The organism is Aeromonas sp. RU39B (genome assembly GCF_900156095.1).
Lineage (GTDB): Bacteria > Pseudomonadota > Gammaproteobacteria > Enterobacterales > Aeromonadaceae > Aeromonas.
Map to the genome: position 1 here is coordinate 21,380 of NZ_FTMJ01000017.1, position 24,369 is coordinate 45,748.

Consider the following 24,369-nt stretch of genomic DNA (forward strand, 5'->3'; position numbering starts at 1 on the left):
TCTCTCCTTGTGAAATCCCGTTGCCTGGTCGCTACCTGCGACCTTGTTATTGAAATGTGAATAATTTGTTGTGTTTCAACAATTAGACTTTGGGATAATCCGGCGCAGCGCCATAGCGCAGACGGACGAACACCAGGGCGGCGGTCAAGGCGTCGGTCAGTGCGTCATGGGCAGGTAGGGCCGGTAGTCCAAGGTGCTCGCAGATGGCGGCAAGATGCAGATCGATGTGTGCGCCATCAAGGCGCCGACTGATGGCATCAAAGTAGAGCCGGCTGACTTCGATGGCCGGGTGGGGCAGGGGCAGGCGCCACAGCCGTTTGCAGTGGCGCTGCAAAATGGCCCGGTCGTAGGCGATGTGATAGCCCACCAGTGGCCGCGCACCGATAAACGCGAGCAGTTGGCGCAGGGCATCTTCCAGCGGCAGGCCATCGTCAAGATCCTGATGACGAAGGCCGTGGATCACCACCGATTGCGCCGTGAGGGAATCGGGCGGTCTCACCTTAAGCGACAAGGCATCCCCGACCATCAGGCGTGAGCCCTGGATGCGTAGCGCCCCCATCGACACGATCTCGGCCTTGGCCGGATCCAGGCTGGTGGTTTCAAAATCCAGCGCCACCCACTCATCACGCGGGGGCGCGGTAAACAGCGGTGCAAACTCGCCCGCTTGAAACGGGCGTCCCAGCCAATAGCGATGCAGGCGGCGCAGCATGGTTATTGCCTGACGCGAAAGTGCATGGCGAGCCACTGCTGGTATTTTTTAACCACGCCGAGGCTGTGGCGCAGCAGGTCACGCTGTGACGTGGGTAGCTCACTGACCTTGACCCGGTTGCTGCCGTCTTTGAGTTGCCCAGCCAGCCGCAGGCGGGTCAGCAGACGAAATGCCTCGGCCAGATCGCTGGCAAACTCGCGGCTCAAGCGTGAGCTGGCCGCCAGTTGCTCGATGCGCTCTAGCGTTGAGGTCGCCGTAATACCGGCTTCAATGGCCAGCAAGCGGGTGCCGTGCACCAGTGAAAAGAGGCCGCCGCGCTTAAGATCTAACCCATCCGGTTCGCGCTCAAGCCGGCCAAACAGGGTGAGCGGGGTGTGAAAGGCCACGGCGGCGCGCGCCATGTCGGCCAGCAGGTCGGTGCGATCCCCCAGTTTAACCAGCAAGGCGCGCCGGATAGGGGTAAGCAAGCCTGCATCCCCGGCCACGGCGTGCGCATCGCTCAAGGTTGCGAGCCACAACAGATCCTCGGGCGCCGCGTTTAGCAAGGCCGAATCGATGGCATCGTGCCACTGCTCGCAGGTTTTAACCCACTGGGGATTGGTCACCATCACATTGCCCGGACAAGGTGGGTAACCAAGACGCTCGAGCAGGGCGGCAAAGCGGGCCAGATCAACCGCTTGGGTCGGCCAATCGAGATCATCGGGCAAGATCAGGGCGTTATCCTGATCGGTTTTGACCATCTGCTCGCCGCGCCCCTCAGAGCCCAGCACCAGCAGGCAGACGCGCTGATGGATGGCCGCAGGTATGCACAGAGCAAACGCCTTGGCCATCAACTGCTCGTTAACGGCGGACATCAGGCGCAGCAAGAAGGCGGTGTGAATGCCCTGAGCAAACAGATTGGCGGTCAGTCTGCCCTGCTCTCGCGCCACCGCCTCCAGCGCGGACTCATCGTTGGCCCGGTTGATGCGAAGGGTCAGCACATGGGAGTGGGTGGAAAACAGCCCCAACACCCGGGTCAGGTGCAAGATGCCGCATATACGTTCCCCATCGGTGATCACGATGCGTTTGATCTGATGGCGGGTCATCAGGATCAGCGCGTCGAACAGGTATTCGCCAAGGGGCAGGGAGATGAGCGGCACCTCGGCGGGCAGTGCCGAGAGCGGCGCACTTTGCGAGATGCCCGAGAGCACCAGTGCATGGAGCAAGGTGGTGCGGGTTGCCAGTTGCCAGCGCTCGCCCTGTTGCCAGAGCAGGCAGTCACAGCCGGCGGCCGCCATGGTGCGGGTGGCGCACTCCAGCGTGGTGCCGGCCGGTAGCAGCAAGGGCGGCTGCAGATGGGTCAGGTCAATGCGGGTGAGCAGAAATTCCGACAGGTTTTGCTGGCCGGGCTCAGAACGGCGCTCGGCCACCGCTTGGTGTTCACTCAAGCTGCCACGAAAATAGTCGGCAAAGGCTGGCGTCTCATCGCACAACGCCAGAAACAGCGTTCGCGGGATCAAAAAACAGAGGCAATCTTCCAGCGCGATAAAACGGTGACGATGCTGGCCGTCAAACTGGGCGCGCAGATCAAACAGATCATCGGGGCCGTAGTCGGCAACGTGGGTATGACCGTCGGGGCTGCGCTCCTCGGCGGCCCCTTTGGCCATCAACAGTACCCCTTCGACCGGGGCGCCGGGCTCGAGCAGCACCGCATGGGCACGGACATAAATGAGCTGCAGGCTGCGCTCGAGGCGCTCGCGCTGCGGGCCATCGAGCCTGTCAAACGGGGGGCGCTCTGGATTAAACAGGGGCGTCATACCGGTCTCCACTTTTTTATTCAGTGTGGCAGGCAAGCCGGGCCGGCAGCCACAGGACTTTGGTCGAAGAGAGGGGGTCAAACCAAGGGGGCGAAGGTGGCTGGCTGACACGTCAGCGGTGAGAAAGGCGCTCGGCTAAAGATTGTTAATGGATTAACCAGTGGTTAACATAGAGGTCTGACCTGTTGCGAGCAAGGAGAGGATGATGAGCACAGAGCGGGTACAGTGTCACCTTGATGGCGGGGTTGCCCGGGTGAGTCTGAGTCGGGCCGAAAAACTCAATGCGCTGGACCGTCCCATGTTTGATGCGCTCGACAGTGTGCTGACCCGGCTGGGGCAGGAGAAGGGGCTGCGGGCGGTGATTTTAAGTGGGGAGGGTCGCGCCTTTTGTGCCGGGCTGGATGTGAAATCCATGATGAAAAGCCCGCTGGCGGCGCTCGAGATCCTCAAGCGCGAAGCCGATGATGCCACCAATTTGGCGCAGCGGGTGGCCTATGGCTGGCACCAGTTGCCAGTGCCGGTGATTGCGGTGACCCACGGGGTCTGCTTTGGCGGCGGCCTGCAGATCGCGCTCGGGGCTGATTTTCGTTTCTCGGCGCCCGATTGCCGTTTCTCGGTGATGGAGATCAAGTGGGGTATCATCCCCGACATGAGCGGCGCGGCCACCCTGCGCAATCTGGTCGGCATGGACACCGCCATGGAGCTGGCCATGACCGGGCGTGAGGTGCCTGCTGACGAAGCGCAAAAACTGGGGCTGATCAGTCGGGTGTGCGATCAACCGATGCAGGAGGCCGAGGCCTTTGTGCGGGTGCTGCTCACCAAATCCCCCGATGCGCTGGCGGGCATCAAGCAGCTGTATCACGACGCCTGGGCCCGCAGCGATGCGCAGGTGATGCAGGAAGAGACCCGCCTGCAAAGGCAGATCCTCGGGCGGCCCAATCAGTGGCGGGCCACCATCAACAGCTTGTTTGGCCGCCATCTGGCCTTTGGCCCCAGTCGCTTTCGCGGTTAGGTTGACGATAAAAAATGGCAGCCCGTGGGCTGCCATATGAGGTGGTCATGAAATAAACATGCTTAGCTGGCCGGTTGATCCGGCTCGAAGCCGTGACCCTCTTTTTCCAGCTCCAGGTTGTGCTCAGAGCGCTGGCCGCCCCAGTAGTCGGCATTCTTGATACCCAGCTTCTCCGGATGGAACACCGGATCCAACCCCTGCTTTTGCTGTTGCTCATAATCGCGCAGCGCCAGCAGCGCCGGTTTTTGCAGCAGCAAAATGGCACCGATATTGAGCCAGGCCATCAGACCCACGCCGATGTCCCCCATGCCCCAGGCAAGCTCCGCCGTCTTGACGGTGCCATACACGGTCGAAGCCATCATGGCGATCTTGAGCACCAGATTCAGCCAGTTCATGCGAATGGTGCGGTTGATATAAGCGATGTTGGTCTCGGCGATGTAGTAGTAGGCCACGATGGTGGTAAAGGCGAAGAAGAACAGCGCAATCGCCACAAACACGTTGCCAAAGCCCGGCATCATGGTTTCCATCGCGGTCTGCACGTAGCCCGGGCCTGCGGCCACACCGGCAATGCCGGTGTGGATGGCAGCACCGTCCGGCCCCTGTACGTTGTAAAGACCGGTGATGAGCAGCATGAAACCGGTGGCCGAGCAGACAAACAGGGTGTCGATATAGACCGAGAAGGCCTGTACCAGACCCTGCTTGGCCGGGTGGCTGACGGCGGCGGCCGACGAGGCGTGCGGGCCGGAGCCTTGGCCGGCTTCGTTGGAGTAGACGCCGCGTTTGACGCCCCACATGATGGCCAGACCCAAAATAGCGCCAAAGCCGGCATCAACGCCCAGGGCGCTGCGCAGGATCAGGGCCAGTACGCCCGGCAGTTGCTCGATGTTCAGCGCAATGATGACGCAGGCTACGATGATGTAACCGAGCGCCATAAAGGGCACGACCATACTGGCGAAGTTAGCGATGCGCTTGACGCCACCAAAGATGATAAAGCCAAGCAGCAGCGCCAGACCGGCAGCAGTTACGTTCGGATCGATGGCCAGGGCGTTTTGCAGACCGTTGGCAATCGAGTTGGCTTGCACCCCCGGCAGCAACACGCCGCAGGCGAAGATGGTGGCAATCGAGAAGAGCCAGGCGTACCACTTCATGCCCAGACCTTTTTCGATATAAAAGGCCGGACCGCCGCGGTATTCACCGTTGATCTTCTCTTTGTAGATTTGACCTAAGGTCGATTCGACAAACGCCGAACTCGCGCCCAAAAAGGCCACCATCCACATCCAGAACAGCGCGCCAGGACCGCCGAAGGTGATGGCGGTTGCCACACCAGCGATGTTCCCGGTTCCCACTCGCCCAGCCAAGGTCATGGCCAGCGCCTGGAAGGAGGAGACACCGGCATCGGTGCTCTTGCCATCAAACATCAGGCGCACCATCTCCTTGAGGTGGCGCAGTTGCAAAAAGCGGGTTCGCAGGGAAAAGTACAGGCCTACACCGAGGCACAGATAGACGAGCGCGGGGCTCCAGATAATGCCATTAATGGCATTGACCAAATCATTCATGGTCAACGGCTCCTTGTCATGTTGTGTTGTATTGTGTCTGTCATCGCGTTGGTCAGGCCCGGCCCTTCGAGGGGCGATGCGTTGACGACTCACAGATCCACTGTAAAGTCGCACTTCGGTGCCATAAAAAGCGGTCATGTTGCCGTTTGGCAGGATTGACCGCGCTAAGATAGCGATTTGTGTTCTCACTTCCTAGTCTGTTTTTGCGTTAATGTTGCAAAAAGGTGAACTTGGTTGTTTTTCATCCCGTAGCTGACGGGGTTGATAGTGAAAAGGAGCTGTTATGAGTCTCATGATTCGTCCTGCCGGGTTCGACGATGTGGCCGCCCTGCAACGCCTGTTTGTGGAGCTCGGTTATCCGCCCAAGGGACGTGATCTGGCGACCCGGCTGCAAGAGACGGTGCCCGGACGTGAAGTGTTGGTGGCACAGGTAGAGGGGACGGTCGTGGGCGTACTGGTTTGGCAGTTGCAGTCTCCTTTGCATGTGGATGAGCGGTGGGGACGGGTCAGCGCGCTGGTGGTCAGTGATACGGTGCGCTCGCAAGGGGTGGGGGCCGCCCTGCTGGCCGCCGCCGAGCAACAGGCGCGGGCTGCCGGTTGCGTGCAGCTTGAACTCTCGAGCGGCGAGCGGCGCGTCGATGCCCACCGCTTTTATGCGCGCGAGGGCTACGAGGAGCGGCGCAAGCGTCTGGTCAAGCGATGGGAGTGATGAGCTGGCTGCAGCGCCTGCTTGGGACAAGGCCAAGTAACCCCGATGACGCTCTGCCTTGGCGAGAGGTGCTCTTGGCCATCCCCATCCTGCAAGGGCTGAATGAGCATGAGCAGACCCGTCTGTGTGAGCTGGCGGCGGCGCTACTGAGACAAAAAAGCCTGACCGAGCTTGGTGTGTCGTTGAGCCCTGAGGATCGCGCCGCGCTGGCGCTGCAGGCGGTGCTGCCGATTTTGCATCTGGATCTGCAGTGGTACCGCGGTTTTCACGAGATCATCCTCATTCCCGAGCCGGTGGTGCGGCGTGAAACCCTGCAAGACGAATTCGGACTGGTCAGCGACATCGAAGAGGAGCATGCCGGCGAGTCATGGCAGCAGGGGCCGCTGGTGCTGGCCTGGAGTGAGCTGGCACAAGATGGCGGCTGGGATGGCTACAACCTGGTGATCCACGAACTGGTGCACAAAATCGATATGCTGGGCGGGGAGGCCGATGGCGCACCGCCGATGCGCCTCGGCATGTCGATGCAGCGCTGGCGGCGCCATTTTCAGGCGGCGTTTGATGCCTTGAACGCTCAACTTGCGCGGGGTGAAGAGCCCTCGATTGATCCCTATGCCGCCAGCCATCCGGCCGAGTTTTTGGCGGTTTGCAGCGAGCTGTTTTTTACCCGACCAGCGACGCTGCAACGGGTCTATCCGGCGGTATACGATGAACTCAAGGCGTTATTTGGTCAGGATCCGCGTTCGCGGCAGCCGGAAGATGGCGCGAGTGACTGATCATCAGACAATAAAAAAGAGCTCCGATGGGAGCCCTTTCTTCTCAGCCGTTACCTGAGTTAGGCAGCAGCTTTGAGCACGGCAGCGGCCTTCGGCTTTTGACCGATCGGCAGGACCACACGGCCATACTGCTCGTTGATAACGGTTGCCATGGCCAGATAGATGGCGCTGGCACCGCAGATGATCCCTTCGAAACCGGCGATGGTGCCGATCAGGGCGTTGCCAGTGAAATCACGGGCGGCCAGCAGGAAGAACAGTACGGTCAGGGAGGCGAACACGAACTGTTTAACGCGCGGGAAGTTTACCGTGCCGAGCATCATGAAGAAGGTGAACACACCCCACATCAGCAGGTAGCAGCCCATGTAACCTTCTGGTGTCGGTGCAGCCAGACCCATAGTCGGCATGACGACCAGGGCAACCAGGCTCAACCAGAAGAAACCGTAGGAGACGAACGCGGTCACACCGAAGGTGTTGCCGTGCTTGTATTCCATGATGCCGGCGATGATCTGGGCGATGCCGCCGTAGCACAGGCCCATGGCCAGGATCATGGCACTCATGGGGAAGAAGCCTGCGTTATGGATGTTCAGCAGCACGGTGGTCATACCGAAGCCCATCAGACCGAGCGGAGCCGGGTTGGCCAGTTTTTCACTCACTTGGATATCTCCGAAACAGTGGGGGTGTGTAGAAGTTGCGCGATTCTAGACAGGCGATATCGCCTAGGCAAGAGGGAAGGGGTGGGAAATGATGAAAAAAAACGACACTGGGAGGCGGGCCACAGAGAGTGCCCGTTTTTGAGTACTCTCTTGTTTACTCTACCTCCAGAGAAAACAGCACGCGCGCCTCGCTCTTCTCATCGCCACTTTTGCTGTCGAGCACGAACACCCGCTCGGGCGAAATGTTGTAATGCTCCACAAATTGCGCCTTGATGTATTGGGCGCGGCGAATCGCCAGCCGGCGCAGACTCTTGTCACTGACACGTTGACGCGCGGCCAGCGTATCGATCCCAAGCGTCCAGGCGCTGTTGCTGCCGGGCACCAATTGGTGGCTCAGGGCCAACGCCTTGATATCGCCGGCAAAGGTGCTGCTGTAGAGGGTATCGAGCGCCGCTTGCAACTCGCTGTCGCTGCCAATCTGTTCCAGCGAGGTGGGGCGATCGAGCTCCTTGCCGAGCTGGTTTTCCAGCTGCAGCCGCTGCAGGGCCAGCAGATCGCCATGATGATCCACTTCACCGCGCAAATTGATACCAAGCTGCGGCCGTTGATGCAGGGCATCGGCCAGCTGCGAGAGCTGCGCTTGGGTTTGCGGCGCCAGCTCGCTCTCTCCGGCCGGGAAATTGACCTGCTCAACCGGTGCCTGACTTCCTGTGAGGGAGGCCAGCAGGCTAAAGGGCGACGTAATGGCCTTGGAGAGGGTATTGCCCAATACGTTCCAAAACAGTTTGCCGACGCTGAAATCCGGGTTGTCCAGATCTCCTTTCACCTTGAGATCGAGGTTAATCTCCCCCTTGGAGTCCGACAGCAGTGCCACCGCCAGCTTGAGCGGCAAATCCATGGCATCGGGACTTTCAACCTTGTCGCCAAGCTGCAACTTGGTGATGCGAATGTCGTTACTGCCTTCGAGTTTGCTACCCACCAGCTTGTACTGCAGGCGCATCGAGATTTGGCCCTTGTCGATGGCATAGCCGGCGTAGTTGGCCGAGTAGGGGGTGAAGGTGGTGAGCTCCAGATTCTTGAACGCGGCCGTCATGTCCAGCACCGGCTGGGCCACCAGTAGATTGGCCGTCCCCTCGATGCTGACCGGGGCATAGCTATCAACCTTGCCTTGCAGGGCAATCTCCGAGCGCCGTCCCGGGGTGTTGCTGATATGGCGGGTCTGGCCGTTAAGGCTGGCGATATTGACCACAAAATCGCGGCTCAGGCGCCGGTCGGCAAACAGCAGCTCGCCATCACGGGTGGCCACCTCATCGATGCGCAGGGTAAGCGGTGGCGATGTATCACGACTGTGCTGGGCAGAGGCACTGGGTGCAGGCCCTGGCAAAAGCAAAGATTGCAGGTTGGTACTGCCATCTTTGTTGACTTCCAGTCGGCCATAGCCGTGATTGACCAGCACTCGTTCGACGCTGATGCTGCGTTTGACCAGATCGCCGCTGATGTTGTTGGCCGCCAGTCCATCAAAAGTGAGCAGCCGCTGATTGTCGCGCTTGTCGACCATCTTGAAGCTGTCGATCTTCAGATCGCCCTTAAGGCTGGCGCGTTGCCAGTTACCGCTCTTGTCGGTGGCAAGCACCAACTGTTGGCGGCCATTGAGATTGCCGCTGTCAATGCGGGTGCGCAGCCAGTTTTGCAAGTAGGCCTGAGCCCAGCCAAGCGGCACGGTTTGCTGCTCGATATGGCCGTCGAACGAGAAGGGGTAGAGCGTCATCTGCCCGTCAAAGCCCAAGTTGGCAAGATTATCTACCCGGCTTTTAAAGCTTACGTTGGCCGGTTTTTCCAGCGCCCCGGAGAGGGGGGAAAAGGTGGCCGACAGCGCACTGATATGCCGCGAGCGCCATTTACCTGAGCTCGGCTCATTTAAATTGACGGTCCCGTTTTGCACGGCAATCTTGTCAATTCGCCACTGCCAGGGGCCAGTAGATTCGCTGTGATGGGGGGCGGTGTTCTGGTGACTGGCCGCGGGTTTGACCGACGCTTTTGTCACGCTTGGCGCAGCCTGTGCGTGCTGCGCAGCAGGCTTCGAGGCGTTGGCTGGCTTGCTTGAGGCATTATTCAACGTAGGCTGCGTACGTGCGGGCAGAATAAGCGGCATCAAATCGGGCAGATACTGCTCATCAAGACGAGTGGTAAAAACTGGCTCGCTCCAGGTTATGCCGGCGATGCTGAGCTGGCGTTTCTGTCCATCGAGGCTTACCCCTTTGGCCCCAAGGCGCGCAAAGCGGCCGATCTCGGCTGGCAGTGTCCCCATGGGATGGGCGCGGGTGACTTGCCAATTATCGAGAGTCAGCTCCCCTTCTTTAACTTGCCACTGCTGCTGGTTGACCAGCACCTTGGCACTGGCGCTGGCACTGCCCTTGGGCACGTTCATGGCCACCCAGGGGTGCCACCAGGGGGCAAACAGATTGACCGGTAACTGGTCGATCTGCGCTTTGCCCTCGACTTGCCAGGGGGTGAGGATCAACGTGCCGCTGGCCCCCAGCTTGGCCTCCTTGAGGTGAGCATCAAGGGTGAAGGGCAGGCGGGTGTTGGGCGCCAGCGTCAGATCGCCGAGGGTCAGGTCGATAGCGCGCAGCAGCAGGGCCGGATCTTTTTTTCCGGCGGGCAGCTTGCGGGCATCCTGATAATCGAAAATCCCGCCGGAGAGATAAATCTTGCCGATATGCAGCGTGGGCGGCGCATCGCTGCCCTCGCTGGGGTCGCTCTTGCCAGCAAACAGGGGCGCAAAGGCGTCATTGAGGGAGAAGTGATCGCCGTCATGGCGGGTGAGTGTCACCACCGGGCCAAACAGGTGTACCGAATCGAGCAGCAGCGCCTGTTCGCGCACAGAGTCCCACCAGCGCGGCGTAATCCGCAGGGAGTGCCAGGCGAGCAGGGGAGCGCCTTGTTTGTCGCGCAGATTGACATCATTGAGCAGCAGGGCGCCCTCTTCGAGGCGTGGCTTGCTCATGCTGAGCTGCAGGCCATAGTGTTTTTGCAGCCAGGTGGGCAGCTGATGTTGGATCAGACTGGGTAACTGCCAGATAAACAGTCCCAGAGCCACCAGTAGCAAGGTCACTCCGTATAACACCCGACGTCCGCGCAGCGAAAGAGTCATCACCACCCCGAATAACTGTTTAACGGGGCCATTATGGCACCGGTCGTTGGGGCTCACCAGCGACCGATAGGGGAGAGCGTGAGCGATGCGACAGAGTTAGGATGTAGTTTTCATACGAAAACCTTTCCTGTCTCGCAGGCTGCGACGCATGTTCATGCAGGCGGGTGCCGACCGAGCTCAGGAAAAATGTCGGTAATTATGTGATTTGTCAGGGGATCATCCCTAATTTGACCCCTGTCACAAGCATTCTCGTCCACTCCTGTAGAATTGAGCCCCGTCAAAGAGAGTGGGATTTGTGGCGACGGCCATTGCAGCAGGAATAATCATGCAATATAGTTGCCGCCCTTTTCATGGACCCGGGAGCGGGCTCCGAGTCGCGAGGGTAGGTCGATTGAATAGGGATGGTCGATCACTGCCAGAATAATCAAAAAACAGGACAGAGATGGACAACAAGCTGGGGCTCGCTGCCCTCATCTCACTGGTGATCGGCTCCATGGTCGGTGCCGGCGTTTTCAGTCTGCCGCAAAATATCGCCGCTCATGCCGGGGTGGGTGCTGTCACCATCGGATGGGTGATAACCGGCCTTGGCATGATCTGCCTGGCACTGGTCTATCAGACGCTGTCGATGCGCCGCCCTGATCTGGATGGCGGTATCTTTACTTATGCCAAAGCGGGTTTTGGTGACTTCATCGGCTTTAATGCGGCCTGGGGTTACTGGATCTGCCAACTCCTCGCCAACGTCTCCTACGCCGTGGTGGTGTTCAGTGCCTTAAGCTACTTCTTCGACACCCCCGAACACGTACTGTTTGGCGACGGCAACACGCCGGCTGCGATTGTGCTGGCCTCGGTGCTGATCTGGTCGGTCAACGGTCTGGTGCTGCGCGGCGTCAAGATGGCGGCCATGGTCAACGTGGTGACCACCATCGCCAAGATGGTGCCGCTGATCGTGTTCTGCGTGGCGCTGCTGCTCGCCTTCCATATGGATACCTTTACTCTGGATATCTGGGGCACCCAGACGCCTGAGCTTGGCTCTGTGCTCGATCAGGTGAAATCCACCATGAAGGTCACCTTGTGGGTCTTTATCGGTATTGAAGGGGCGGTTGTGGTTTCGGCGCGTGCTCGTCACCGCCGTGATGTAGGCCGCGCTACCGTACTGGCGCTGCTCGGCGCACTGGCGCTGTATGTCATGGTCAGTCTGTTTGCTCTGGGCGTGATGAGTCAGCCCGAAATTGCAGCGCTCAAAAACCCGTCTACTGCGCTGATCCTTGAGCATGTGGTTGGCCCTTGGGGCGCCTGGCTTATCAACATTGGCCTGGTGATCTCGGTGATGGGCGCACTGCTGAGCTGGACCGTGCTGGCGGCTGAAGTGCCGTTTATCGCTGGCAAGACCGGCGTGTTTCCGGCCTGGTTTGCCCGTGAAAACAGCCATGGTTCACCGCAGGTCTCGCTGTGGTGCTCGGCGGCCCTGATCCAGCTGTTTCTCATCATTATCTACTTCCAGAGCTCCACCTATCTGGCCCTGGTGAACATCACCACTGCCGCAGCGTTGGTGCCCTATGTCTTCTCCGGCGCTTATGGGCTCAAGCTTGCCCTGAGCGGTAAAACCTATGAAGGTCAGCCCCATCAGCGCAAGCGTGACATGCTGCTGGCGACCATCGCCACGGCCTATGGTTGCTGGCTGGTCTATGCCGCCGGTATCGAATACCTGCTGCTGGTGGCACTGCTCTATAGCCCGGGCGTGTTTATCTATTGGAAGGCGCGTCAGCATCATGGGCTGCGTGGCCTGACCCGGGTTGAGCAGGGCATGACCATCGCGCTGCTCGGATTTGCCGTGCTGGCGCTGTACGAGGTCATTAACGGTACCATTGCGCTGAACTAGGCGGCACAATAACGGGGTGGCATGAGCCACCCCGTTTGTTTTCAAAGGATTGCTGCATGCTGTTTGTTGGCTATCTGCTGCTGGGGGCCTGCGCCGGTCTGCTGGCGGGTCTGTTTGGCATCGGTGGCGGATTGATCATTGTCCCGGTGCTGGTGGCCTCGTTTCATGCCCAGCATATTGCGCCCGATGTGGTGACGCATCTTGCGCTGGGTACTTCCATGCTGACCATGATCTTCACCGGTGTCAGCTCGCTGCGGGCTCATCAGCAAACCGGCGCCGTGGACTGGACCGTGATCCGGCAACTGGGCGCCGGGATGATCATTGGCGGTTGGCTCGGTGGGCTGACTGCCAGCCAGCTCCCTGCCAATATCCTGAATATGATTATCGGCACCTTTGCCTGGGCCATGGCGCTGCAGATGGGGCTATCCCTGCAGCCCAAAGGGGGACGCGCTCTGCCAGGACGGGTGGGCAACGCCATTGCCGGCACCGTGATTGGCTGGATGTCGGCTATCTTCGGCATCGGCGGCGGCTCACTGACGGTGCCCTATCTCTCCTGGTGCCGCGTTCCCATGAGTCGCGCAGTGGCCGTTTCGGCGGCCTGCAGTCTGCCGATTGCGCTATCGGGCAGCCTGAGTTATCTCTATGCCGGTTGGGGCAACCGGGATCTGCCCGAGTGGTCGCTGGGCTATATCTATCTGCCGGCACTGTTTGGCATTGTGCTGACCAGCACCTCGTTTGCTCGTGTCGGCGCACGTCTGGCCCATCGCCTGCCACCACAGCGGCTCAAGCAGGCGTTTGCCTGTCTGTTGCTGCTGGTGGGTACCAAATTTATGCTGTTTAGCTGAGAATTAGCGCAACTTGCTGAAAAAGCACGCAAGCAGTGTGCCAACGGGCATAAAGCCGTTGCATTGAGGGGCACCTCTGGTAGACTGCACTGCGTTCGATGGTGGCCCCATTGGTCCTCTCGCATCGATAACCTGTCAACCTGGTCAGGCCCGGAAGGGAGCAGCCAAGGCGGGGGACTCGAGTGCCGGGATGTGGCTGGTGGGGCCGCCTCCATTTCTAGCACATCACACTGTTATCTCCTCGCTGCTTTCTTATTACTCACGTCTTATCACTCACGTCTTGTCAGTCGCTTCAACTGACCTTCGTCAATCTCTCAGTGTCTAAGATTCTGCAACGGCAGTACGGCTTTTTTACGGTTAAGGCTCTCGCCAGTTGCATTAGATTCACTTAAAGGAGACCAACGTTGAGTTGGCCCCTTTCGTTAAACTATAATCAGCATAATATTGAGCGATTTATTTAACAAAGTTGATTTAGCTGGGCATATTGCAGCAGCATAATGGTCTTGCCATCTTTTATTTCCCCATTGGCTACCATATTAATCGCTTCAGTCAATGCAAGCTCCAACACCTCAATGTTTTCCTGCTCGTCAACCAAGCCACCACCGGATGAGACCCTCATGCTGTCGTCATATTCTCCGACAAAAAAGTACAATATTTCGGTCACTGATCCTGGCGACATATAAGCTTCAAACACTTTCTGCACGCTGTTTAAACGATAGCCCGTCTCTTCTTCGGTCTCTTTTTTAATGCAAGCTTCGGGATTGTGTTGATCCAACAGGCCGGCACATGTCTCGATCAGCATGCCATCCACATTACCATTGATATAGGTGGGTAAGCGAAATTGCCGGGTGAGGATAACGGTACGTTTCGGTTTGTTGTAGAGCAAGATGGTAGCACCATTGCCGCGATCGTAGGCTTCACGCTCTTGGCGCTGCCATAATCCTTGGTGGTTTTGATACTCAAAAGAGTATTTGTTCAGGGTGTACCAGTTGTCGGAGAGCACTGTTTTTTCAATATGGCGTATTTTGTTATTCATGCTTGTTCCTTGATGGCGTATTACGATAGGACGGCTCGCGCCTGGAACAACTCACTTTATACCGAGAGACGCGATGCGCCTAGTCGCCAATCAGGGGGATGGCCCAGACCAGACAGGATGCTGGCCAGGGCTCTATGACATGGCAGACCCACGCGCTGCATTGCTGCTCAAGAACGACATTAATACGCTAACAGTTTATAGCGTTCACGGTCTATTATTGGTCATAAATGCAGCGCATGGACACGTTACACACGAGTCTATATATAAATTAAGAATAACAAATAACCACGGTGAATTGACCGGCCGGTATGAACAATTTTAGATAATGATAGCAAAAAAACTCAGTTATGGCTGAGTGGGGGGTGACTCTAGACTGGTCTTCCTGATGTAAATTTATAATAAAGGCTGTCATATGAATAAAAAGCTCTCCAAATTAGCATTGATTATTGGCTCTGTGCTTGTGGCCACGCATGCTGTCGCATCTACCCCAGCAAATACACTGGTGATTGCCCAATCCATTGATGATACATCCAGCTTTGACCCGGCGCAGGGCTTTGAGCTGACCACGGTGCAGGCATTTAATAATCTTTATCAGCGTTTGGTAAAAGCCGATGTGAATAATCCCTCACAATTATTACCGGATTTAGCTGCATCCTGGAGCGCTGGCACCGATAACCGCAGCCTGGTATTCAAATTACAACCCAATGCTCATTTTGCATCAGGTAATAAAGTCACCGCCGATGATGTGGTTTTTTCTCTCTCGCGTGTGGTCACGCTCAATCAAGAGCCGGCATTTATTTTGACCCAGTTGGGGCTGGACGAGAAAAACATCGCCAGCCATATCACCAAACTGGATGATGCGACGGTGAAATTCAGCTGGCCGGCAAATGCCAGCCCCGATTTTGTGTTGCGTCTGCTCTCGGCGCCGGTGGCGTCGATTGTGGATAGCAAGGTGGCGCTGTCTCATCAGCAGAATAACGATCTGGGCCATCAGTGGCTGGCCAGTCACTCCGCAGGCAGCGGCCCGTTCTCAATCCGCAACTATGTGCCGCATGAGGCGCTGGTGCTCGATGCTAACCCGACGTCGCCTGCGGGGGCGCCCAAGCTTAAGGGCATCCTGATCAAAAACGTGCCCGATGCCGCGGCTCGTCGTCTGCTTATCGAGCAGGGTGATGCCGATATTGCCCGTAATCTGGGTGCCGATCAGATGGCGGCACTGAAAGAGAAGGCCGGCGTGAAGCCACTGGCCATTCCTTATGCCTCGCTCTATTTCCTGCAGTTCAATAGCAAGGCCAGTGCCGCACTGGGTAACCCGGCATTCTGGGAGGCCGCCCGCTGGCTGTTTGACTACGACAAGATTGCCAACCAGCTGTTGCAAGGCCAGTTTCAGATCCATCAGGCTTTCCTGCCCGAGGGCTATCCGGGGGCACTCAGTGACCAGCCCTATCGCTTTGATCCGGAAAAGGCCAAGGCCATTTTGCACAAAGCCGGGCTTGATAACGTGAGCTTCAAGCTGGTGGTCAACAACCAGCCGCCGTATCTGGATATCGCGCAAGCCTTGCAAGCCAGCTTTGCCCAAGGCGGCGTTAACGTAGAGCTGGTGCCGGGCATCAGTGCGCAAGTGTCCACCCAGGTTAAGTCACATGCCTATGATGCGACGCTCGCCTCCTGGGGCCCGGATTACTTCGACCCGCATACCAATGCCTCGGCCTTTGCTTTCAACCCGGAGGATGGCAGCAAAACACTGGCCTGGCGTGCTAACTGGCAGATCCCGGCCTTGAGTCAACAAACTGTGGCGGCGATTGCGCAAGCGGATCCGGCTAAACGGGTTGCTGCCTATCAGGCATTGCAGCGCTCGGTGCAGCAAAGCTCGCCGTTTGTGATTGGCCTGCAGGCTCGCAGCCTGATTGCTGTGCGGGACGACGTGAAGGGATATGTCCAAGGGGTGAACCCGGACATGGTGTTCTATGACAAGGTGAGCAAGTAATGGCGCTCTCCAGCACTGCGGGCCACATGGCCCGCAATCGATGGTGGCTGGTCAAGGGCATCTCCATGCTGCTCACCTTGCTGGTGCTACTGCTGATTACTTTTCTGTTGTCGCGTCTGGCACCGATTGACCCGGTGCTGCAGGTGGCTGGTGATCACGCCAGTCTGGAAACCTATGCCAAGGTCAGCAAAGAGCTGGGGCTGGATCAGCCGCTGTTTGTCCAGTTTGCTGATTACTTGCGGCATCTGCTGCAAGGTGACATGGGGATGTCGCGCTCGACCGCTCAGCCGGTGCTGGGCGATCTGCTCAGAACCTTTCCCGCCACGCTAGAGCTTGCTACCTGCGCCATCATCCTCAGCGCCAGCGGTGGGCTGCTGTTGGCATTGTTGTGCGTATTGAAACCCGGCAGCTGGCTCGATAACACAGTGCGCCTCGTCTCGCTGGTGGGATATTCGGTACCGGTATTTTGGATGAGCCTGCTCGGGCTGCTGCTGTTTTACGCCAAGCTGCACTGGTCGGCCGGTCCTGGTGTGCTCGATGATGTCTACCTTTACACCCTAGAGCGTCAAAGCGGTTTTATTTTGCTCGACAGCTGGCGATCCGGTGATCGGGAGATGTTTATCAATGCGCTACAGCACCTCTGGCTGCCAGCGGTGATCTTGGCTCTGCTCTCGATGGCGGGGATCACTCGCTTGTTGCGCGCAGCGCTGCTCGAAGAGTGTGGCAAGGAATACGTGGTGCTGGCGCGCGCCAAAGGGGTGGGGCGGGTTCGTCTGCTGCTGCGCCATGTGCTGCCCAATGTGCTGGGGACGCTCATCACGGTGCTGGCGCTTTCCTATACCAGCTTGCTGGAAGGGGCCGTGCTCACCGAAACCGTCTTCGCCTGGCCGGGGATTGGCCGTTATCTGACCACGGCACTGTTTGCCTCCGACACGCCGGCTATTCTCGGTGCCACCTTGCTTATTGGCAGCACCTTTGTGCTGATGAATGCACTGGCCGATGCGCTGACCCACGCCGTTGATCCGCGCAGTCGTTAATGCGATGGATGGTCATCTACAGAGTAATGCCATGTTAAAACCGTTACGAATTAATACGTTATCAGTTGGGAGCGCGCTTCTATCGCTACTGCTAGTGATCGCGCTACTGGCCCCCTGGCTGACCAGCTACGACCCCAACATTCAGAATATCGACCAGCGTCTGCTGGCACCTTCTGCCGAACATTGGCTCGGAACCGACGGGTTTGGCCGCGATCTGCTGTCACGGGTGATGTTTGGAACCCGTCCCACCTTGCTGTTGGTGGCACTGATTCTGCTGCTCACCGTACCACTTGGATTGCTGGTGGGCATGACGGCCGGTTATCGCGGCGGCTGGGTTGAACTTGTGCTGATGCGGATCACTGATGCGTTTTTGGCGCTGCCGAGCCTGGTTATCGCACTGGCATTTGTCGCCATTCTGGGGCCGGGGTTACTCAATGGCGCATTGGCACTGGCGCTGACCAGTTGGCCGGCGTTTGCCCGTCAGGCTCGTGCCGAGGTGGTCACACTGCGCCGCAGTGACTATCTGGCTGCGGCCCAGATGCAGGGTATTGCAGGGCTGCGACTGTTACTTGGGCATATGCTGCCCCTGTGTCTGCCCGGTGCCATTGTGCGCGCAGCCTTGAGCCTCGGGGGCATCATTCTGGCCGCTGCCGGATTGGGCTTTTTGGGTATGGGGGTCAAGCCGCCGCTTGCCGAATGGGGCGCCATGGTGGCTGAGGGCAGCAAGGTTATCTTCGATCAGTGGTGGGTGGCCGCCGGCCCCGGCGCTGCAATTTTGCTAACCAGCCTTACCTTTAATCTGCTGGGCGATGGCCTGCGCGACAAGATGGATCCTCGACATGGCCACTGAACCTGCTCTTTCTCCCTTGCTTGATGTGCAGGATTTGCGCATCACCCTGGCCGACTCACAGCGCGCCCTGGTGCGCGGCATCAGTTTTCAGATGCAGACCGAATGTCTGGCGCTGGTGGGGGAGTCGGGCTCGGGCAAATCACTCACCGCCAGAGCCTTGATGGGACTGCTCCCCGCCGCCTGCCGGGTCAGTGCCACGCACCTGTCATTAGGTGGCCAGTCACTGCTGGGCATGAGCGAGCGGCGCTGGTCAGCGCTGCGAGGCCAGCAGGTCGCCATGGTGCTGCAAGATCCCAAATATGCGCTTAATCCGGTGCTGCCAATTGGCGTTCAGGTGGCAGAGCCTTTGCAACTGCATAGCCGACTTGGGCGCCGTGAGCGGCACGAAAAGATGTTGCATATGCTCGATGCCGTGGGGTTGCCCAATGTGCAGCAGTTGCAACATGCCTATCCGCACCAGCTCTCCGGTGGCATGGGACAGCGGGTGATGCTGGCCATGGCGCTGATTACCGAGCCGCGTTTGCTGATTGCCGATGAGCCGACCTCGGCGCTCGATGCCGTGCTGCGTGAGCAGGTGCTGCAACTGATGATTACCCTGACTCGCGAGCATCACACCGGGCTGCTGCTGATCAGCCATGATCTGCCCCAAGTGGCCCGTTATTGCCAGCGGGTGATGGTGATGTATCAGGGCGAGCTGGTTGATGAGCGTGACGCAGCGACGCTGGCTCATGCCGAGCACCCCTATACCCGTACGCTCTGGGCTTGCCGTCCCGGCCGCCATACCCATGGCCAGCCGCTGCCGGTATTTCAGCGTCCTGCCAACGAGGTTGTCTATGAGTAATGTCGCTCCAGTAACTCTTCGGCATTTTCATGTCAGCCATCCGGTGGGCTATGGCCTGCGTGAGGTGGTGCATGATGTTGATCTCTCGCTGCAAGCCGGCGAGTGCTTTGGGTTAGTTGGTCCCTCTGGCTGCGGCAAGTCATCGCTGCTTTGGACGCTGGCGGGGTTAAACCGCCACTGGCGTGGCCAGTTCGATCTGTTTGGTCAGACGCTGCAACCGGGCCAGCGTTTTGTGGGGGCGCTGCGCCGTGATGTGCAGATGGTGTTTCAGGACCCTTACGCTTCGCTGCATCCCAAGCACCGAATTCGGCGCACCTTGCGTGAGCCGCTGATTGTGTTCAACGAGTCCGATATCGACGCCCGGATTGATCGCTTGCTCGAGCAGGTCGGGCTGCCAGCTGATATCGCAGATCGCTATCCCCACCAGTTATCTGGCGGCCAGCGGCAACGGGTGGCGATCGTGCGGGCCTTGCTGTTGCAACCGAGATTGCTGCTGCTCGATGAGCCGACCTCGGCGCTGGATATGTCGGTGCAGGCCGAGATCCTCAATCTGCTCAATAGCCTCAAACGCAGTCAGTCGCTCACCCTGTTACTGGTGAGCCATGATCAGGATGTGGTCGATCACATGTGTGATCGCGCTGTGCATATGCAAGCAGGTCGTCTGTTGGGGGCTCCGTCTTCATGGCAAACCCAGAGCAATGTTGCGTCGATGACTGCGCCGCCTACGTTGGTTGCGGGCTAGTTGTGACCAGGCACCGTGCTAAACGGTGCCTGGTCAGCTTGGCGCGTTTGGCATCTTGGCGTGATATTTCCACCTGATTTCAGTTTGCTTTTCACCGAATATTTGCGGTCATCTGACGGCCGTCTACTCAATAAATAGCAATTATTTCAATTAATTAGAACGCATCTATTTTCCCAATTAACGCAATCTTAACGGGTTGGCGCGTTTGGCAAGTAGATTGGCGCGTTCTGCCTATAGGTTATTTGTTGCCCCTTGTATTGTTCTGCTCTGGCTCAATCTGTGATGCAAGTCTCGTTTGGGCGTCTGTTTTGTCATGGTATATCCCGTTTCCGTTCCACCATTGGAATCATCCATATGAAAAACCACCATTTTTTGCGGCGTAGCGAGTCGCCTTTGTTGGCCATGCTTACCTTCGGCACGCTGTTGCTGGCAGGCTGCAACGACAATGCCGCCCCGGTATCGGTTGCTCCGCCCGAGGTGAGCGCGGCGCAGGTTGTCGTCAAGCCGGTGACCCAGTGGGATGAATACAGTGGCCGCATTGAAGCCATTCAAAGTGTCGATCTGCGTCCCCGTGTATCCGGTTACCTCGAGAGCGTGAACTATCGGGAGGGTCAGGAGGTGAAAAAAGGCGATGTGCTGTTCACTATCGACGCCCGAAATTACCGTGCCGAGCTGGCACGCGCCAATGCGCAGCTCGCTCGTGCGGCCAGTGAGGCAGCCCAGAGCCGTAATGAAGCCCGCCGCGCCAAGGTTCTGGTCGCGCAACACGCTATTTCGACCGAGCTGTGGGAGCAGCGCAACGCCGCCGATCAAGCCGCGCAGGCCGATGTGATGGCGGCTCAGGCTGCGGTCGATACCGCAAAGCTCAATCTGGCGTGGACCCAGGTGCGCGCGCCGATCGTCGGCCGGGCAGGGCGAGCGCTGGTGACCAAGGGCAACCTGGTCACGGCAGATGGCGCTGCGAGCGTGCTGACCACCTTGGTGTCGCAAGACAAGATGTATGCCTATTTCGACATCGATGAGAATGCCTTCTTGCGTTACACCCAGAGCGCCCGCACTGGCCTTGGCGGCCAGAGTGCCACCATCCCGGTGCAGGTTGGGCTCTCCAACGAGGAGGGCTTTCCCCATCGTGGCGAGGTCGACTTTCTCGACAACCGGGTGGAGCGCAGCAGCGGCACCCTTCGCGTTCGCGCCATTCTTGACAACCAAGATCGCGTTTTGACCCCCGGTCTGTTTGCCCGTGTGCGCCTGCAAGGTGGTCGCCTACCCAGTACCGTGCTGATTGACGGCAAGGCTCTGCTCACTGATCAGGACCGCAAATATGTCTTTGTGGTCGATAAGGAGGGCAAGGCCCAGCGCCGTGACGTGGTGCCGGGACGAGAAGCCGAAGGGCTTCGCATCATCGAGAAAGGATTGGTGGCTGGCGATCGCGTGATTATCGAAGGCTATCAGAAGGTGTTCATGCCGGGCATGCCGGTGAACGCCAAAGAGGTGCCGATGCAGGGTGCGGCAGCATTGACGGCGGCAGTGAAATGACCGAGCCAATGTCCATCGCTGCGCGTGTGCTGACACGAGCGGTGCCTCTCGAACCGTCTGTTTAAGGACCAATTCCATGGACTTTTCCCGTTTCTTTATTGATCGGCCAATCTTTGCGGCGGTGTTGTCGATCGTGATCTTCGCTGCGGGATTGATCACCATACCGAACTTGCCGGTGGGCGAGTACCCGGAAGTAGTGCCGCCTTCAGTGGTAGTGCGCACCGTCTATCCGGGCGCCAACCCCAAGGTGATCGCCGAAACCGTGGCCACGCCGCTGGAAGAGGCGATCAATGGCGTCGAAGGCATGATGTACTTCAAGTCGGTCGCAGGCTCTGATGGCGTGTTGCAGATGACCATCACCTTCCGTCCGGGCACCGATCCCGACGAGGCTGCGGTCAAGGTACAAAACCGTGTGGCGCAGGCCCAGGCCCGTCTGCCAGAGGATGTGCGCCGTCAGGGGGTCACAACCCAGAAGCAGTCACCGACTTTTCTGATGGTGGTGCATTTGACCTCGCCGGGTGGCAAATACGACACCCTGTACTTGCGTAACTACGCGCGTCTGAATGTGAAAGATGCGCTGGCCCGGATCCCGGGAGTCGGTGATGCCCGGGTGTTCGGTGGCGGTGACTATGCCATGCGAGCCTGGCTCGATCCGGACAAGATCGCCGCGCTGGGTCTGACAGCCAGTGATGTGATCAGCGCCATGCGCGAGCAAAATGTGCAGGTGTCGGCTGGCCAACTGGGTGCCGAGCCGATGCCAAACAGCCAGTTCCTCACGCTGATCAACGCCCAGGGGCGCCTGCGCACCGAGCAGGAGTTCGGCGATATCGTGCTGAAAAATGGCGATAACGGCGAGGTGGTGCGGCTGGCCGATGTGGCTCGCCTTGAGCTCGGCGCCGGTGATTACACCCTGCGCTCCCAGCTCGATGGCAAAAATGCGGTCGGTATCGGTATCTTCCAGTCGCCGGGGGCTAATGCACTCGAGATCCGCGATGCGGTCATCAATACGATGAACCAGATGCAGAAGACCTTCCCGTCTGATGTGAAGTACGAAGCGGTCTATGACACCACCATTTTTGTGCGCGATTCGATCAGCGCCGTGGTGCACACCCTGCTCGAAGCGGTGTTGCTAGTGGTGCTGGTGGTGATCCTGTTCCTGCAGACCTGGCGCGCCTCAATCATCCCGCTGATCGCGGTGCCGGTCTCGGTGGTGGGGACCTTTGCGGCCCTCTATGTGTTGGGTTTTTCTATCAACACCTTGAGCCTGTTCGGTCTGGTGCTCGCCATCGGGATTGTGGTGGACGATGCCATCGTGGTGGTGGAGAACGTCGAGCGTAACATTGAAGAGGGGCTCTCACCCGTTGCGGCGGCGCACCAAGCTATGCGTGAAGTCTCCGGGCCGATCATTGCGATCGCGCTGGTGCTGTGCGCAGTATTTGTGCCGATGGCGTTTTTGTCCGGTGTCACGGGTCAGTTCTACAAGCAGTTCGCGGTCACGATCGCTATCTCGACTGTGATCTCGGCCATCAACTCCTTGACCCTGTCGCCGGCGCTCGCCGCCCGCCTGCTCAAGCCGCACGATGCACCCAAGGATGGTCCGAGCCGACTGATTGACACCCTGCTCGGTTGGCTGTTCCGTCCGTTTAACCGGGTCTTTACGTCGAGCTCCGCGCGCTATGAGCGCAGCATCTCTCGCATTCTTGGCCGCCGTGGCGCCGTGTTTGTGGTTTATGCCCTGCTGCTGGGCGCGACCGGTGTGATGTTCAAGTTGGTGCCGCCTGGATTTATTCCAACTCAAGACAAGCTCTATCTGATCGCCGGGGTAAAACTGCCGGAAGGCTCGTCGATTGCCCGCACTGACGCGATGCTGCGCAAGGTCGCCCAGATTGCACAAGAGACCGATGGGGTGGCGCACACCATTTCGTTCCCGGGGCTTAATGCGCTGCAGTTTACCAACACGCCCAACACCGGGGTGGCGTTCATTCCGCTCAAGCCGTTTGCCGAGCGTAATGGCCGCACGGCCGCCCAGATCAATGCCGAGATAAACCAGAAGATCGCCGGCCTGCAAGAGGGGTTCGCCTTCTCGATGATGCCGCCCCCGATCCTCGGGCTTGGCAGCGGTAATGGCTATCAGATGTTTATCGAGGACCGTGGCAACTTCGGTTACGGCAAACTGCAAGAGGCGGTGCAGGCGATGCAGGGCACCGTAGTCCAGACACCGGGCATGGCCTATCCCATCACCAGTTATCAGGCCAATGTGCCGCAACTCGATGCTCATGTGGATCGCGTCAAAGCCAAGGCGCAAGGGGTCGCGCTGACCGAGCTGTTTGATACCCTGCAGACCTACCTGGGCTCGACCTATGTCAACGACTTCAACCAGTTTGGCCGCACCTGGCAGGTGATTGCGCAGGCGGACGGGGAGTTTCGCAATAGCGTGGAGGACATCGGCAAGCTGCAAACCCGCAATGCGCGCGGTGAGATGGTGCCGATTGGCTCGATGGTGACCATCAAGGAGACCTACGGTCCGGACCCGGTGCTGCGCTTTAACGGCTATCCCGCCGCCGATCTGGCCGGTGAGGCCGATCCGCGCATGCTCTCGTCGGCGCAGGTGATGGGCAAGCTGACCGATATCGCCGGGCAGGTCTTGCCGGTGGGAATGACCACCGAGTGGACGGACTTGAGCTATCAGCAGGCTACCCAGGGCAAGGCCGCCTTTATCGTCTTCCCGGTGGCGATCTTGCTGGTGTTCCTGGTGCTGGCGGCACTGTATGAAAGCTGGACCCTGCCGCTGGCGGTGATCCTGATTGTGCCGATGACGCTGCTCTCGGCGCTGTTCGGAGTCTGGATGACCGGTGGCGATAACAACGTCTTCGTTCAGGTGGGGCTGGTGGTGCTGATGGGGCTGGCGTGCAAGAACGCCATCCTGATCGTCGAGTTTGCCCGCGAGCTGGAGATGAACGGTCGTGGCATTGTCGAGGCCGCGTTGAAGGCATGCCGGCTGCGGCTGCGTCCGATAGTAATGACATCCATTGCCTTTATCGCTGGCACGATTCCGTTGGTGCTCTCCACGGGCGCCGGGGCGGAAGTGCGCTCGGTAACGGGTATTACGGTCTTTGCCGGGATGCTCGGGGTGACGCTGTTTGGCCTGTTTCTGACACCGGTCTTCTATGTGGCGCTGCGTAAACTCTCCGGCCGGCCCTTGGTCCAGCATGGCGAGTCAACCTTCGCTGGCGATCCGCTCTGAGCCCGGGCGC

18 protein-coding genes and 1 other RNA gene are annotated in these 24,369 nt (G+C 58.8%); 13 read left to right on the forward strand and 6 right to left on the reverse strand.

Annotation, left to right across the window (positions count from 1 at the left end; translation table 11 throughout):
- Positions 1-82: 82 nt before the first annotated feature.
- A complete protein-coding gene (locus BW958_RS18450) occupies positions 83-709 on the reverse strand; it encodes a 3'-5' exonuclease (RefSeq protein WP_076577380.1) in 627 nt (208 codons plus the stop codon).
- A gap of 2 nt (positions 710-711) precedes the next feature.
- The gene (locus tag BW958_RS18455; protein WP_076577381.1) at positions 712-2,505 is read right to left on the reverse strand and encodes a putative nucleotidyltransferase substrate binding domain-containing protein; all 1,794 of its coding nucleotides are present in this window, start codon (positions 2,503-2,505) and stop codon (positions 712-714) included.
- A 205-nt stretch (positions 2,506-2,710) separates the two neighbouring features.
- Between BW958_RS18455 and BW958_RS18460 the strand changes: the two genes are divergently transcribed.
- Positions 2,711-3,517 carry a crotonase/enoyl-CoA hydratase family protein gene (locus BW958_RS18460; RefSeq protein ID WP_076577382.1) on the forward strand — a complete coding sequence of 269 codons (807 nt, stop codon included), beginning with the start codon at positions 2,711-2,713 and terminating at the stop codon, positions 3,515-3,517.
- 62 nt (positions 3,518-3,579) lie between these two features.
- Here BW958_RS18460 and BW958_RS18465 read toward each other — a convergent pair whose 3' ends face one another.
- Complete coding sequence (locus tag BW958_RS18465) at positions 3,580-5,073, reverse strand: alanine/glycine:cation symporter family protein (RefSeq protein ID WP_076577383.1); 1,494 nt, start codon at positions 5,071-5,073, stop codon at positions 3,580-3,582.
- A 283-nt stretch (positions 5,074-5,356) separates the two neighbouring features.
- On the opposite strand from BW958_RS18465, the gene BW958_RS18470 reads away from it, so the two are divergent.
- Together BW958_RS18470 and BW958_RS18475 are read left to right on the forward strand one after the other, a co-directional pair.
- The gene (locus BW958_RS18470) at positions 5,357-5,782 is read left to right on the forward strand and encodes a GNAT family N-acetyltransferase (RefSeq protein ID WP_076577384.1); all 426 of its coding nucleotides are present in this window, start codon (positions 5,357-5,359) and stop codon (positions 5,780-5,782) included.
- A complete protein-coding gene (locus BW958_RS18475) occupies positions 5,773-6,555 on the forward strand; it encodes a M90 family metallopeptidase (protein WP_143233143.1) in 783 nt (260 codons plus the stop codon). Before BW958_RS18470 ends, BW958_RS18475 begins: the two co-directional genes overlap by 10 nt.
- Positions 6,556-6,614: 59 nt before the next feature.
- Here BW958_RS18475 and BW958_RS18480 read toward each other — a convergent pair whose 3' ends face one another.
- Both BW958_RS18480 and BW958_RS18485 read right to left on the reverse strand, forming a co-directional pair.
- Positions 6,615-7,208, reverse strand: a complete 594-nt coding sequence (locus BW958_RS18480; RefSeq protein ID WP_076577386.1) for an acetate uptake transporter — start codon at positions 7,206-7,208, stop codon at positions 6,615-6,617.
- A gap of 154 nt (positions 7,209-7,362) precedes the next feature.
- The gene (locus tag BW958_RS18485) at positions 7,363-10,335 is read right to left on the reverse strand and encodes a DUF748 domain-containing protein (protein ID WP_179078882.1); all 2,973 of its coding nucleotides are present in this window, start codon (positions 10,333-10,335) and stop codon (positions 7,363-7,365) included.
- A gap of 469 nt (positions 10,336-10,804) precedes the next feature.
- Here BW958_RS18485 and BW958_RS18490 point away from each other — a divergent pair, with 469 nt between their 5' ends.
- The 3 genes from BW958_RS18490 (at position 10,805) to ffs (ending at position 13,291) form a co-directional block, all read left to right on the forward strand.
- The gene (locus BW958_RS18490) at positions 10,805-12,241 is read left to right on the forward strand and encodes a basic amino acid/polyamine antiporter (RefSeq protein ID WP_076577388.1); all 1,437 of its coding nucleotides are present in this window, start codon (positions 10,805-10,807) and stop codon (positions 12,239-12,241) included.
- 56 nt (positions 12,242-12,297) lie between these two features.
- Positions 12,298-13,086: a sulfite exporter TauE/SafE family protein gene (locus tag BW958_RS18495; RefSeq protein WP_076577389.1), complete on the forward strand. Its 789-nt coding sequence runs from the start codon at positions 12,298-12,300 to the stop codon at positions 13,084-13,086.
- Positions 13,087-13,194: 108 nt separating this feature from the next.
- Positions 13,195-13,291, forward strand: an RNA gene (gene ffs, locus BW958_RS18500) — signal recognition particle sRNA small type.
- Between the two features lie 252 nt (positions 13,292-13,543).
- Here the strand turns inward: ffs and nudK are convergent.
- Positions 13,544-14,122, reverse strand: a complete 579-nt coding sequence (gene nudK, locus BW958_RS18505; protein WP_076577390.1) for a GDP-mannose pyrophosphatase NudK — start codon at positions 14,120-14,122, stop codon at positions 13,544-13,546.
- A gap of 502 nt (positions 14,123-14,624) precedes the next feature.
- Here nudK and BW958_RS18510 point away from each other — a divergent pair.
- The 7 genes from BW958_RS18510 to BW958_RS18540 all read left to right on the forward strand — a co-directional run bounded on the left by BW958_RS18510 (position 14,625) and on the right by BW958_RS18540 (position 24,359).
- Positions 14,625-16,109: an ABC transporter substrate-binding protein gene (locus BW958_RS18510; RefSeq protein WP_218641783.1), complete on the forward strand. Its 1,485-nt coding sequence runs from the start codon at positions 14,625-14,627 to the stop codon at positions 16,107-16,109.
- The gene (locus tag BW958_RS18515; RefSeq protein WP_076577392.1) at positions 16,109-17,146 is read left to right on the forward strand and encodes an ABC transporter permease; all 1,038 of its coding nucleotides are present in this window, start codon (positions 16,109-16,111) and stop codon (positions 17,144-17,146) included. Before BW958_RS18510 ends, BW958_RS18515 begins: the two co-directional genes overlap by 1 nt.
- A gap of 31 nt (positions 17,147-17,177) precedes the next feature.
- Entirely contained in the window at positions 17,178-17,996 is an 819-nt protein-coding gene (locus tag BW958_RS18520) for an ABC transporter permease (RefSeq protein ID WP_218641784.1), read from the forward strand.
- Complete coding sequence (locus tag BW958_RS18525; RefSeq protein ID WP_076577394.1) at positions 17,986-18,837, forward strand: ABC transporter ATP-binding protein; 852 nt, start codon at positions 17,986-17,988, stop codon at positions 18,835-18,837. The genes BW958_RS18520 and BW958_RS18525 overlap by 11 nt, the downstream gene beginning before the upstream one ends.
- Positions 18,830-19,579, forward strand: coding sequence for an ABC transporter ATP-binding protein (locus tag BW958_RS18530; protein ID WP_143233144.1), 750 nt, complete (start codon positions 18,830-18,832; stop codon positions 19,577-19,579). Before BW958_RS18525 ends, BW958_RS18530 begins: the two co-directional genes overlap by 8 nt.
- A gap of 354 nt (positions 19,580-19,933) precedes the next feature.
- Positions 19,934-21,115 carry an efflux RND transporter periplasmic adaptor subunit gene (locus BW958_RS18535; protein WP_083687403.1) on the forward strand — a complete coding sequence of 394 codons (1,182 nt, stop codon included), beginning with the start codon at positions 19,934-19,936 and terminating at the stop codon, positions 21,113-21,115.
- 76 nt (positions 21,116-21,191) lie between these two features.
- On the forward strand, positions 21,192-24,359 hold the full coding sequence (locus BW958_RS18540) for an efflux RND transporter permease subunit (protein ID WP_076577395.1): 3,168 nt from the start codon (positions 21,192-21,194) through the stop codon (positions 24,357-24,359).
- Positions 24,360-24,369: the final 10 nt, after the last annotated feature.

Bases quoted from the DNA above. Each gene is read 5' to 3' on its own strand.
- BW958_RS18450 (WP_076577380.1), bottom strand. From the start codon at position 709: ATGCTGCGCCGCCTGCATCGCTATTGGCTGGGACGCCCGTTTCAAGCG.
- BW958_RS18455 (WP_076577381.1), bottom strand. From the start codon at position 2,505: ATGACGCCCCTGTTTAATCCAGAGCGCCCCCCGTTTGACAGGCTCGAT.
- BW958_RS18460 (WP_076577382.1), top strand. From the start codon at position 2,711: ATGAGCACAGAGCGGGTACAGTGTCACCTTGATGGCGGGGTTGCCCGG.
- BW958_RS18465 (WP_076577383.1), bottom strand. From the start codon at position 5,073: ATGAATGATTTGGTCAATGCCATTAATGGCATTATCTGGAGCCCCGCG.
- BW958_RS18470 (WP_076577384.1), top strand. From the start codon at position 5,357: ATGAGTCTCATGATTCGTCCTGCCGGGTTCGACGATGTGGCCGCCCTG.
- BW958_RS18475 (WP_143233143.1), top strand. From the start codon at position 5,773: ATGGGAGTGATGAGCTGGCTGCAGCGCCTGCTTGGGACAAGGCCAAGT.
- BW958_RS18490 (WP_076577388.1), top strand. From the start codon at position 10,805: ATGGACAACAAGCTGGGGCTCGCTGCCCTCATCTCACTGGTGATCGGC.
- BW958_RS18495 (WP_076577389.1), top strand. From the start codon at position 12,298: ATGCTGTTTGTTGGCTATCTGCTGCTGGGGGCCTGCGCCGGTCTGCTG.
- nudK (WP_076577390.1), bottom strand. From the start codon at position 14,122: ATGAATAACAAAATACGCCATATTGAAAAAACAGTGCTCTCCGACAAC.
- BW958_RS18515 (WP_076577392.1), top strand. From the start codon at position 16,109: ATGGCGCTCTCCAGCACTGCGGGCCACATGGCCCGCAATCGATGGTGG.
- BW958_RS18520 (WP_218641784.1), top strand. From the start codon at position 17,178: ATGTTAAAACCGTTACGAATTAATACGTTATCAGTTGGGAGCGCGCTT.
- BW958_RS18525 (WP_076577394.1), top strand. From the start codon at position 17,986: ATGGCCACTGAACCTGCTCTTTCTCCCTTGCTTGATGTGCAGGATTTG.
- BW958_RS18530 (WP_143233144.1), top strand. From the start codon at position 18,830: ATGAGTAATGTCGCTCCAGTAACTCTTCGGCATTTTCATGTCAGCCAT.
- BW958_RS18535 (WP_083687403.1), top strand. From the start codon at position 19,934: ATGAAAAACCACCATTTTTTGCGGCGTAGCGAGTCGCCTTTGTTGGCC.
- BW958_RS18540 (WP_076577395.1), top strand. From the start codon at position 21,192: ATGGACTTTTCCCGTTTCTTTATTGATCGGCCAATCTTTGCGGCGGTG.